Origin of the sequence: Curtobacterium sp. MCBA15_001, from assembly GCF_001864835.1 — a bacterium.
Taxonomy (GTDB): Bacteria; Actinomycetota; Actinomycetes; order Actinomycetales; family Microbacteriaceae; genus Curtobacterium.
Genome location: NZ_MJGI01000021.1, coordinates 355,892 through 366,554, shown reverse-complemented (window position 1 = coordinate 366,554; position 10,663 = coordinate 355,892). Strand labels below are relative to the sequence as shown.

General features: G+C 71.4%; 9 protein-coding genes and 1 tRNA gene. 5 read left to right on the top strand and 5 right to left on the bottom strand.

What is annotated here, in order from left to right; translation table 11 throughout:
* The first annotated feature begins 349 nt into the window (after nt 1-349).
* A complete protein-coding gene (locus tag BIU90_RS08240) occupies nt 350-1,720 on the top strand; it encodes an NAD-dependent succinate-semialdehyde dehydrogenase (protein ID WP_071299715.1) in 1,371 nt (456 codons plus the stop codon).
* A gap of 306 nt (nt 1,721-2,026) precedes the next feature.
* On the opposite strand, the gene BIU90_RS08230 is transcribed toward BIU90_RS08240, so the two are convergent.
* Nucleotides 2,027-2,602 (bottom strand): hypothetical protein, encoded by a 576-nt coding sequence (locus tag BIU90_RS08230; RefSeq protein ID WP_139195175.1) that lies wholly within the window; start codon nt 2,600-2,602, stop codon nt 2,027-2,029.
* Nucleotides 2,603-3,144: 542 nt separating this feature from the next.
* Here BIU90_RS08230 and BIU90_RS08220 point away from each other — a divergent pair.
* On the top strand, nt 3,145-3,675 hold the full coding sequence (locus BIU90_RS08220) for a GNAT family N-acetyltransferase (RefSeq protein ID WP_071299802.1): 531 nt from the start codon (nt 3,145-3,147) through the stop codon (nt 3,673-3,675).
* Nucleotides 3,676-3,684: 9 nt separating this feature from the next.
* Here the strand turns inward: BIU90_RS08220 and BIU90_RS08215 are convergent, their stop codons facing one another.
* Both BIU90_RS08215 and gabT read right to left on the bottom strand, forming a co-directional pair.
* Nucleotides 3,685-5,160, bottom strand: a complete 1,476-nt coding sequence (locus tag BIU90_RS08215; protein WP_071299801.1) for an NAD-dependent succinate-semialdehyde dehydrogenase — start codon at nt 5,158-5,160, stop codon at nt 3,685-3,687.
* Between the two features lie 8 nt (nt 5,161-5,168).
* On the bottom strand, nt 5,169-6,524 hold the full coding sequence (gene gabT / locus BIU90_RS08210) for a 4-aminobutyrate--2-oxoglutarate transaminase (protein WP_071299711.1): 1,356 nt from the start codon (nt 6,522-6,524) through the stop codon (nt 5,169-5,171).
* 92 nt (nt 6,525-6,616) lie between these two features.
* Here gabT and BIU90_RS08205 point away from each other — a divergent pair, with 92 nt between their 5' ends.
* Nucleotides 6,617-8,245, top strand: a complete 1,629-nt coding sequence (locus BIU90_RS08205; protein ID WP_071299710.1) for a PucR family transcriptional regulator ligand-binding domain-containing protein — start codon at nt 6,617-6,619, stop codon at nt 8,243-8,245.
* Here BIU90_RS08205 and BIU90_RS08200 read toward each other — a convergent pair.
* Together BIU90_RS08200 and BIU90_RS08195 are read right to left on the bottom strand one after the other, a co-directional pair.
* On the bottom strand, nt 8,152-9,129 hold the full coding sequence (locus BIU90_RS08200) for an NAD(P)-dependent oxidoreductase (RefSeq protein ID WP_071299709.1): 978 nt from the start codon (nt 9,127-9,129) through the stop codon (nt 8,152-8,154). The genes BIU90_RS08205 and BIU90_RS08200 overlap by 94 nt on opposite strands.
* Before the next feature lie 116 nt (nt 9,130-9,245).
* Nucleotides 9,246-9,332, bottom strand: a tRNA-Leu gene (locus tag BIU90_RS08195).
* An 87-nt stretch (nt 9,333-9,419) separates the two neighbouring features.
* Here BIU90_RS08195 and BIU90_RS08190 point away from each other — a divergent pair.
* Both BIU90_RS08190 and BIU90_RS08185 read left to right on the top strand, forming a co-directional pair.
* Entirely contained in the window at nt 9,420-10,100 is a 681-nt protein-coding gene (locus tag BIU90_RS08190) for a DUF3662 and FHA domain-containing protein (RefSeq protein WP_071299708.1), read from the top strand.
* Nucleotides 10,097-10,660: an FHA domain-containing protein gene (locus BIU90_RS08185; RefSeq protein ID WP_071299707.1), complete on the top strand. Its 564-nt coding sequence runs from the start codon at nt 10,097-10,099 to the stop codon at nt 10,658-10,660. The genes BIU90_RS08190 and BIU90_RS08185 overlap by 4 nt, the downstream gene beginning before the upstream one ends.
* Nucleotides 10,661-10,663 lie beyond the last annotated feature (3 nt).

Sequence of the window (10,663 nt, the reverse complement as noted above, 5' to 3'; positions counted from 1 at the left end):
GCGGGCCCTGACGACGTCGGGGTGGCGGTCGCGACGGCTCCGGGCGCGGCGGTGGCGGAGCGTCCCCACCAGGTCGCGGCCACACCGATGTTCGCCGCGGTCAGGACGGTCAGGACCACGACGGTCGTGACGACGACCTTGGTGCGGGATGTGTGCTGCATGGGAAGACCGAGCGTAGGGAGCAGTGCCGGGAACCGACCGCCCGGCACGCCCGCTGGGCTGAGGGTCCTCCCCGCTGCGTCCCAGCCGGCGCCGGGTTGGTTCCGAGCACCGGTCGAGTGGGTACAGTTCGGGTCACGTGACCGATGGCGGGCGACGGCTCCCCGGTCGACCTGCGACAGGAGCACGCATGACCACCGCCCTCTACGCCGTGACCGACCCGACCAGCGGCGAGGTGCTCCGGACCTTCCCGACGATCACCGACCACGCGCTCCGGGACGTGATCGCGGCCGCCGACCGGGCGCACGCCGAGGACACGAGCTTCGTCGCCGACCGCGCTGCGCTGCTGCACCGCGTCGCCGAGCTGTACCGCGAGCGTCGAGCGGAGCTGGCGGCCACGATCGTGCGCGAGATGGCGAAGCCGATCGACCAGGCCCTGGGCGAGATCGACTTCTGCGCGGACATCTACGACCACCACGCCGACCACGCCGAGGAGTTCCTCGCCGACCAGCCCATCACCCTCGCAGCCGGGTCCGAGGGCAGCGCCTTCATCCGCAGGGCCTCGATCGGCGTCGTGCTCGGGATCATGCCGTGGAACTTCCCCGCGTACCAGATCGCCCGGTTCGCCGGTCCGAACCTGCTCATCGGGAACAGCGTCCTGCTCAAGCACGCGCCGCAGTGCCCGGAGTCGGCGCTGGCGATCGAGCAGGTCTTCACCGACGCCGGCTTCCCGGCCGGGGCGTACACGAACGTCTTCGCGTCGAACGAGCAGGTCGCCGACGTGATCGCCGACCCCCGCGTCCGTGGTGTCTCCCTGACCGGCTCCGCCCGAGCCGGTGCAGCCGTCGCCGAGATCGCCGGACGCAACCTGACAAAGGTCGTCCTGGAGCTCGGCGGTTCCGACCCGTTCATCCTGCTGTCGACCGACGACCTGGACGCCGTCGTCGAGTCCGCCGTGGCGACCCGGCTCGAGGGCAACGGGCAGGTCTGCAACGCGGCCAAGCGGTTCCTGGTCGCCGACGACCTGTACGACGACTTCCTGGCGAAGTTCACGGCGGCGATGTCCGCCGTCGCGCCGTCCGACCCGTCGGTGCCCGGCGCCGAGCTCGGCCCGCTGTCCTCCACCGCCGCGGCCGACCGGCTGCAGGAACAGCTCGAGGCCGCGACCGCGCAGGGCGCCACCGTCGAGACCGGCGGCCAGCGCACCGGCAACGCCTTCACCCCGACCGTGCTGACGGGCGTCACGCCCGACAACGACGCCTACCGCGAGGAGTTCTTCGGCCCCGTCGCCGCGGTGTACCGGGTCGCCGACGAGGACGACGCCGTCCGACTGGCCAACGACACCCCCTACGGCCTGGGCTCGTACCTGTTCACGACGGACGCCGACCAGGCACTCCGCGTCGCGGACCGGATCGAGGCCGGCATGGTCTACGTCAACATCGTCGGCGCGGACAGCCCGGAGCTGCCGTTCGGCGGGGTCAAGGCGAGCGGCTTCGGCCGCGAGCTCGGCGCGCTCGGCGCCGACGAGTTCGTCAACAAGAAGCTCATCCGCATCGGCTGACGGACCGGACGACAGACGGACAGGAGGCCCGGTGCCAGCTGGCACCGGGCCTCCAGTCCGTTCCTCCAGCCGCTCAGGCCTGACGCTGACGTCGCCGAGTCAGGATCGTCCCGACACACCCGACCATCGCGGCCCCGATCGCGAGAGCACTCCCGAGCGTCATCGACCGGTCCCAGAGGGGGGTTCCCTCAGGGGTCCAGACGGACCACGCCATCGTCGCCACGCCCGCTCCGAGGAGCATCGATGCCAGTGAGATGAGGACCGCGTCGACGGGTCGCAAGCGCGACGTCCTCGGATCGACGCGGTTCACTGAGACCGGCTCCAAGGCGGCCCCACCGGCAGCACGTGGAACCCGATGCCACGCCCGTTCGAGCCGCAGTACGCGACTGCGGCCGAGCCGATGGAGAGCAGTGCGGCCGCGATCCCCCCTGCCGCACCACCGATGCCAGTCGCCGCGGTGATGATGCCGACGAGAGCGGCGACACCCGCGCCCCCAGCCAGCCCAGCGACGATCCGGCTCGCGTTGCAGGAGTCGAGGTAGACGTTGGCCTGCAGCCCTGTCACATCTGCGGAGTTCCTGCCGGAACAGGCTCGCATCGCAGCAGCATTCCCGCGGAGGCGATCGACTTCCGACTGTGCGACGGCAACGTTCGTCACCGTTCCGCCCGCAGCGACGAAACCGACCGCGAAGTCGTTCACGTCCCGCGCGCTCGCCCCCGCGTCCGCCGCTGTGCGACCGTCGAAGACCTTCTTCGCTTCATCCACGCCAGCGACGAGCCGATCGGTGCGGTCCTGCACGGAGGGTGGGTCGTCCTTGCTCTGCACGTCGGCGAGCGCCGGAGTGGCACTCAGGACCAGACCTGCGCTCAGCGTCACCGCCAACGCGGTCCTCATCCAGTTCTTCGTCATCGAGTCCTCCTTGGAAGAGCCCGCTCCACTGCGGGTGAGAACACGATATTGGTACACAAATGCAGAACGCAATGTTCCAGTGATCTGAAGGGTGGAAGGTCATCTGCGAGACTGCGGTGATGCTCGACGCCACCGTCCGCCCCGTCCGCGCCGATGAGTGGGCCCGCGTGCGCGCGCTCCGCGTCGAAGCCGTGCACGATCCTGCTGCCGCGATCGCGTTCGTCGACAGTGCCGAGCGCACCGCGTCGCTCTCGGCTCGCGATCAGGACGGGTCGGCCGGCTCGCCGCCGGAGTCGACGTCGCTGTCCTGCTGCGGGTCTTGCGTTGCGTCGCCGGTGGACGACCCGTCGGGCAGGTCCTCCGTGTACTGCTGCTCGTCGTCCGTGGGGCTGCTGGATCCGCCGGGTGTCGTGTCGCTCTTGGCCCGGACGGTACCCCCGCGCCGCGAAGCACCGGCTCAGGACCGCCCGTAGACCGGGTCACGGGCGGGCGCCGCGACGTGCGAGACTGCGGTGATGCTCGACTTCGCCGTCCGCCCCGTCCGCGCCGACGAGTGGGAGCGGGTGCGCGCGCTCCGCGTCGAGGCCGTGCACGACCCCGCTGCCGCGATCGCGTTCACCGACAGCGCCGAACACACCGCGTCGCTCACCGACGACTTCTGGCGCGAGCGCACCGCCGGCGGTTCCGTCGATGCCGGCGACGGTGCTGCGGTGCGGCAGTTCGTCGCCGAGGACGCGTCGGGGACGTGGGTCGGGTCTGCGACCGGACTCCGCGAGCGCGCCGGCGAGCAGGACTACGAGGGCCGCACGGTCCCCCGCGACGGGTGTTCGGTCGTTGGGGTGTTCGTCACTCCGGACGCACGCGGCGGCGCGGTGCTCGCCGCCCTGTTCGACGCGATCGCCGGCTGGGCCGACGCACCGCTCCGGCTGTACGTGCACGCGGACAACGACCGTGCGGCGCGCGGCTACGAGAAGGTCGGCTTCCGGTCCCAGGGCACCGAGTTCACCGGTGCTCTGGGACCGACCCGCGAGATGCGCCGGGACTGACCGGGCTGCTCACCGTCGGAAGGGGTCCGGGGTCAGCGTGTACATCGTCTCGAGGTACTCGGCGATGCCCTCGGCCCCGCCCTCACGCCCGACGCCGGACTGTTTGACGCCGCCGAACGGTGCCGATGCGTTCGAGACCACGCCGGTGTTCAGGCCGAGCATCCCGGTCTCCAGCCGCTCCATCAGCCGCTGACCGCGCGCCGGGTCCTCGGTGAACGCGTACGCCACCAGCCCGTACTCGGTGTCGTTCGCGGCGTGGACGGCCTCGTCGTCGGTGGCGAACGTGCTGATCGCCAGCACGGGTCCGAAGATCTCGTCCCGCAGGATCTCACTGCCGGGCTGCACGTCGGTCAGCACGGTCGGCTCGAAGAACGTCCCGGGACCCTCGACGGCGTGACCACCGGTCCGGACGACGGCACCGCGGGACACAGCGTCGGCGACCAGGCGCTCGGCCTTCGCGACTGCGCGGTCGTCGATGAGCGGTCCGATCGCGACCCCGTCCTCCGTGCCGCGTCCGACCGGCATCGCGGCGACGCGCTCGGTGACCTTGCGGGCGAACTCCTCGGCGACGTCCTGGTGCACGATGAAGCGGTTCGCCGCGGTGCAGGCCTGGCCGGTGTTCCGGAACTTCGCCGCGAGGGCACCGGTGACGGCCTCGTCCAGGTCGGCGTCGGCGAACACCAGGAACGGGGCGTTGCCGCCGAGCTCCATGCTGGTGCGGAGGACGTTCTGCGACGCCTGGGCGAGCAGGGTCCGACCGACGGGGGTCGATCCCGTGAAGGAGAGCTTCCGCAGCCGTGGGTCGGCGATGACCGGTTCGGAGACCGCGGCGGCCGATGCCGTCGGGACGACGTTGACGACGCCGTCCGGCACGCCGACCTCGCGCAGCAGGTCGACGAAGAGCAACGTGGTCAACGGCGTGAGCTCGGCGGGCTTCACGACGACGGTGCACCCGGCGGCGAGCGCGGGGGCGATCTTGCGCGTCGCCATCGCCAGCGGGAAGTTCCACGGGGTGATCAGGTACGCGGGGCCGACGGGCTTGTGCGAGACGATCGTCCGCCCGGTGCCCTCGGGGTTGGTGCCGTACGAGCCGCCGATCCGGACCGCTTCCTCGGCGAACCAGCGCAGGAACTCACCGCCGTAGGTGACCTCACCGCTGGCCTCGGCCAGCGGCTTGCCCATCTCCAGGGTCATCAGGAGCGCGAAGTCGTCGCGTCGTTCCTGCAGCAGGTCGAAGGCGGCGCGCAGCAGCTCACCGCGGCGTCGTGGTGGGGTGGCCGCCCAGGAGGCCCGGGCACCGTCCGCAGCGTCGAGCGCGCGGACGCCGTCGGTCGCGTTCGCGCTCGCGACGGTCGCCAGCACGGCACCGGTCGACGGGTCGTGGACCGCGAAGGTAGCGCCGTCCGACGCGTCCTGCCAGCGGCCGTCGATGAACAGCCCAGTGGGCACGCGGGCGAGCAGCTCCTGCTCGGTGGTGGTCGTCATGGTGTCGCTCATGCGAGGGCGAGTCCTTCCAGCACCACGCCGAGGCCCTCGGACAGCAGTGCGTCGTCGATCGACAGGGGTGGCAGGAAGCGCACGACGTTGCCGTACGTCCCGGCGGTGAGCGCGATCACGCCGTGTTCGAAGGCGTACCGCACCACCCGACCAGTCAACGCGGGGTCGGGGTCACCCGTCACAGGGTCGACCAGCTCCATCGCGAGCATCGCCCCACGGCCACGGACGTCGCCGATGCGGGGGTCCTCCTGCTGCGCCAGGCGGAGCGCGTCGAGGACGATGGTCTCGATCGCGCGGGCACGTTCGACCAGGCCGTCGTGCTCGAACGCGTCGATCGCGGCCAGAGCCGCCGCGCACGCGAGCGGGTTGCCGGCGTACGTGCCGCCGAGTCCGCCGACCTGCGGCGCGTCCATGATCTCGGCTCGACCGGTGACGGCCGACAGGGGCAGTCCGCCCGCGATGCCCTTGGCGGTGGTCACGATGTCGGGCACGACACCCTCGTGGTCGCTGGCGAACATCGCTCCGGTCCGGGCGAACCCCGTCTGGACCTCGTCGGCGATGAACACGACGTCGTTCGCCCTCGCCCACGCGGCGATCGCGGGCAGGAACCCGGGCGCCGGGACGACGAACCCGCCCTCGCCCTGGATCGGCTCGATGAGCACGGCGGCGGTGTTCTCCGCCCCGACCTGCTTCTCGATCTGGGTGATGGCCCGCTTCGCTGCCTCGGCGCCCGAGAGCCCGTCGCGGAAGGGGTATGACATCGGCACCCGGTAGACCTCGGGCGCGAACGGACCGAACCCGCTCTTGTACGGCTGGTTCTTCGCCGTCAGCGCCAGCGTCAGGTTCGTCCGGCCGTGGTAGGCGTGGTCGAACACCACGACGGCCTGGCGCCCGGTGTGACTGCGGGCGACCTTGACCGCGTTCTCGACCGCCTCGGCGCCGGAGTTGAACAGGGCGGTCCGCTTGTCGTGGTCGCCCGGGGTCAGGCGGTTCAGCGCCTCGGCGACCGCGACGTACCCGTCGTAGGCGGCGATCGTGAAGCACGTGTGGGTGAACGCGGCGGCCTGCGCGGTCACGGCTGCCACGACACCGGGGTGCGCGTTCCCGACCGAGGTCACGGCGATGCCGGACCCCAGGTCGATCAGCGAGTTGCCGTCGGCGTCGACGACGACCCCACCGCCGGCGGCGACGACCGCGATCGGGACGGCGACGCCGACACCGCTCGGGACGGCCGCGGCCTTGCGCGCGAGCAGCTCCGTGGACCGCGGGCCGGGGACCGGCGTGACGAGCCGGCGCTCCTGCGGCAGGCCCGGTCCGCCGGTGGTGGTGGGGTGGACGACTGTGGAGGACATGCGACGAGCGTAGGAGCGAGGCAGCGTGAAGCTCACTGTCCGCCGTGTACACCAGGGCCCACGATGTTCGCCGTCGTGGATACAGTGTAGCCATGTCCACGACGCTGCGCTCCCTCCTCAGCCGCGGTGACCTCGGCCTGCGCCTGCTCACCGAGGGACATGCAGGACTCGACCGGCCGATCGCGTGGGTGCACAGCTCCGACCTGCCGGACCCGACACCGTTCCTGACCCGGGGTCAGGCGCTCCTGACCACCGGCACGCAGTTCGACCCGGACGCCGATGACCCGCACGCCGTCGCGGACGCCTACGTCCGTCGCCTCGCCGACCAGGGCGTTGTGGCGCTCGGCTTCGGCACCGAGGTCGTCCGGGCCGGCACACCCGAGGCACTCGTCACGGCCTGTCGCACGCACGGCCTGCCGCTCTTCGAGGTCCCCTACGAGACGTCCTTCATCCAGGTCGTGCAGGCGAACGCCGAGGCCGTCGCGCGGGACGCGAACGCCCGGGACGCCTGGGCGGTCGCCGCGCAGCGCGCCGTCGCCCTCGCCGCGATGCGCCCTGACGGCCTCGGTGCCACGCTCGCCGAGCTGTCCCGCCAGCTCGACTGCTGGGTCGGACTGCTCGACGCGTCCGGGCGGATCGACCGGGCCTTCCCCGAGGACGGCATCCCCGACGACGAACGGGCACGCCTGCAGGTCGAGGGCGTTCGGCTCCTCCGCGGCGGACAGCGCGCGAGCCTGCCGATGAGCACCGCCGCAGGGGGTTTCACCCTGCAGACGCTCGGATCGGGAGGGCACCTCGACGGTGTCCTCGCGATCGCGACGGGCTCCCTCGACCACGCCGGACGACAGGTCGTCACCGCCGTCATCGCGCTGGCCGGACTCGCCCTGCAGCAGAACCGGGAGCTCGGCGTCGCACGAGGGCTCCTGCGCGCCGGACTGCTCACGATGCTGTCGTCCGGCAACGCCGAAGTCGTCGACACGACCTCGCGCGAGCTCTGGGGACCGCTGCCCACCGAACCCGTCCGGGTCGCCGCCGTGCACGTCGACGACGCCGATCGTGACACCGTGGTCGACCTCCTCGAGCTGTGGGTGCAGGAGCGACCCGGGCACCTGTTCTTCGCGGTCGACGACGACCTGTTCGTGTCTGTGGCCGACGACGCCGACGGCGTGGACACCGTCCGGAGACTGACCGACCGGTTCGGCCTGCACGCAGGACTGTCGGACGGGACGCCCTGGCGCGCGTTCGCGCGGGCCCGCTCCGAGGCCGTCCAGGCCCTCAGCCGGTCCCGTACGGGTCGGTCCGGGATCCTCGCGTTCGGCGACCTGGCGCGAGAGGGCCTGATGGCGCACCTCGCGCACTCGGACGCCGGCGACATCGCCCGCGCGGTGCTCGCTCCGCTGACCGACCACGACGCCGCGAACGGGTCCGAGCTGACCCGGACCCTCCGGACCTGGCTCGAGCAGGACTGCGAGCACGACCGAGCCGCACGGGTCCTCGGTGTCCACCGGCACACGGTCCGCGCCCGCGTGGAGCACGCCGGACGGCTGCTCGACCGCGACCTCGGTCGGTTCGCGACCCGGGCGGACGTCTGGGCCGCCTTCGTCGCGCTCCCCGTCCCCGACGCGCCTCAGTGGAACGCGGGGACGTCCAGTTCGTCGTGGTCGACGAGCCAACGGACCGCGGACTCCACGGTCTCCCCCGCCGTGTACCGGGGTGCGTAGCCGAGCAGCCGACGCGCCTTCTCGATGCTGAAGACTTGGCTGCGGGACAGGTGGTCCCAGCTGGCACCGGCCGCGTCCTGGTCGGTGGACTCGCGGAACCGGTCCCACGAGACGGACTCCAGCCGCGCCTCCTGGCCGAACCACGACGCGGCGAGCATCGCGTAGCCGCGCACGTTCAGGGCGTCGGCGGCGACCACGGAGAAGTCCTCACCGGACGCCGCGTCCCGGTGCTCGATGGCGAGCTCGAACGCCTGCGCGACGTCGTCGGCGTGCACGTGCGCCATCGTCTCGGTGCCGATGCCCGGGATCGCGAGGGTGCCGCCGGTGGCGAGCGTGCGCCAGACCGACGGGTCGAGGTTGCCCACCGGACCGATCGGCGCCCAACCCGGGCCGCTGATGTGCCCCGGGTGCAACGACGTCGTGACGACACCACCATCGGCGGTCTCCTGCTTGAGCATCCGGGCGATCCGGTCCTTCTCGACCCCGTAGGTGCCGACCGGCGGCGTGGCGTTCTCCTCGGTGATCGGGAGCACCTGGCTCGGGCCGGCACGCCAGATCGAGCCGCAGTGCAGCAGGTGCACGTCCTGCCCACGCAGGCGTTCGACGAGCGCCGAGGCGGACTCGAGCGTGAAGCACACCAGGTCGACGACGACGTCCGCGTGCAGGTCTGCGATGCGGTCCGGGAAGGTGCCGTCACGGTCCTCGCGTTCGCGGTCGGCCACGACCTGCTCGACCTGGTCCCACTCGGGCGCGTCGGCGTACGCACGCCGCTGGCCTCGGCTGATGTTCACGACCTGGTGCCCTGCGCGGACCAGTCGGGGGACCAGGAAGGTGCCGATGTGGCCGCTGCCACCGATCACGACGACGCGCTTGCTGCTGCTCATGCGGGCGAGCGTAGGCCGGTGCAATGACGAAGGCCCGTAGGACGGGCGCCCGTGGAATGACGAAGGCCCCGATCTCGTGATCGGGGCCTTCGTCGTGCTCGCTCCCGGAGGAGCTCTGGTGCGCGAGGGGGGACTTGAACCCCCACGCCGTTTCCAGCACACGGACCTGAACCGTGCGCGTCTACCAATTCCGCCACTCGCGCCAGCCCCAGAACACTACCACGCACAGACTGGCCCAGCTGACGCCGACTACCATGCAGGAGTCATCGACCCGAGAACGTGGGAGACCCATGGGACTGCTGGACAGCTTCGAGCGGGGGCTGGAGCGCGCCGTCAACGGCACGTTCGCCAAGACCTTCCGCTCCGGCGTGCAGCCGGTGGAGATCTCCAGCGCGCTCCGCCGCGAGCTCGACACCAAGGCCGCCGTCGTCTCACGCGACCGCATCCTGGTGCCGAACGAGTTCACCGTGCGCCTGTCGCCGCCGGACTGCTCGCGCATGACCGACGTCGGCCGACCGCTCATCGACGAGCTGACGCAGATGGTGCAGCAGCACGCCGTCGCGCAGAACTACTCGTTCTCCGGCCCCGTCACCATCCGGCTCCAGCAGGACGGCACGCTCTCGACCGGCATCCTGCAGATCGACTCCACGACCGTGCAACGCGACGTCGCCTGGGTGGCCGTGCTCGACATCGGCTCGCAGCGGCACCGGCTGCAGCGCGGTCGCACGGTCATCGGACGTGGGACCGACGCCGACATCACCGTCGCGGACACCGGCACCAGCCGCAAGCACGTCGAGGTCGTCTGGGACGGCAAGCACGCGCAGGCCAACGACCTGGGGTCCACGAACGGCTCGAAGCTGAACGGCGAACGCTTCCAACAGGCCATCGTCGAGCCGGATTCGACCATCGAGATCGGTCGTACCCGTATGGTGTTCCGGGTGATCCCGGAGAACGACGGAGGTGCGCGATGACCACAGGACTGACACTGCTCGTCCTGCGCTTCGCGTTCCTCGCGGTGCTGTGGCTGTTCGTCTTCGTGATCGTCTTCGCGCTGCGGAGCGACCTCTTCGGCCAGCGCGTGCGCACGATCCCCACGAACCCCAAGGGCGCTCCGGTCGGTCCGACCACGCCGACGATCCCCGCTGCCGGTGCGGCCGCGGGCGGAGGCGGCGGTGCCGGGGCGTTCACCGAACTCATCGAGCAGGGCCGGTCGTCGGGCACGCAGCAGACCGCGACGGACGTCGCCACACGCCTGGTGATCACCGAGGGCGCGCGTGAGGGCATGGAGATGCCCCTCGGCCGCGGCCCCATCACCATCGGACGCTCCAGCGAGAGCAACGTCGTGATCCGCGACGACTACACCTCGACACACCACGCCCGACTCGAACTGCAGTCGTCGGGCTGGGTCGTCGTCGACCTCGAGTCGACGAACGGCACGTTCGTCGACGGACAGAAGGTGACGGCACCGATGACCGTCGCGGAACGGACGCCGATCACCATCGGGACGACGACGTTCGAGCTGCGGCGGTAGGCG

What these genes read in the sequence shown, in the direction of transcription:
- BIU90_RS08200 (WP_071299709.1), bottom strand. Translation starts at nt 9,129, where the DNA reads ATGAGCAGCAGCAAGCGCGTCGTCGTGATCGGTGGCAGCGGCCACATC.
- BIU90_RS08205 (WP_071299710.1), top strand. Translation starts at nt 6,617, where the DNA reads ATGTCCACGACGCTGCGCTCCCTCCTCAGCCGCGGTGACCTCGGCCTG.
- gabT (WP_071299711.1), bottom strand. Translation starts at nt 6,524, where the DNA reads ATGTCCTCCACAGTCGTCCACCCCACCACCACCGGCGGACCGGGCCTG.
- BIU90_RS08215 (WP_071299801.1), bottom strand. Translation starts at nt 5,160, where the DNA reads ATGACGACCACCACCGAGCAGGAGCTGCTCGCCCGCGTGCCCACTGGG.
- BIU90_RS08240 (WP_071299715.1), top strand. Translation starts at nt 350, where the DNA reads ATGACCACCGCCCTCTACGCCGTGACCGACCCGACCAGCGGCGAGGTG.
- BIU90_RS08185 (WP_071299707.1), top strand. Translation starts at nt 10,097, where the DNA reads ATGACCACAGGACTGACACTGCTCGTCCTGCGCTTCGCGTTCCTCGCG.
- BIU90_RS08190 (WP_071299708.1), top strand. Translation starts at nt 9,420, where the DNA reads ATGGGACTGCTGGACAGCTTCGAGCGGGGGCTGGAGCGCGCCGTCAAC.
- BIU90_RS08220 (WP_071299802.1), top strand. Translation starts at nt 3,145, where the DNA reads ATGCTCGACTTCGCCGTCCGCCCCGTCCGCGCCGACGAGTGGGAGCGG.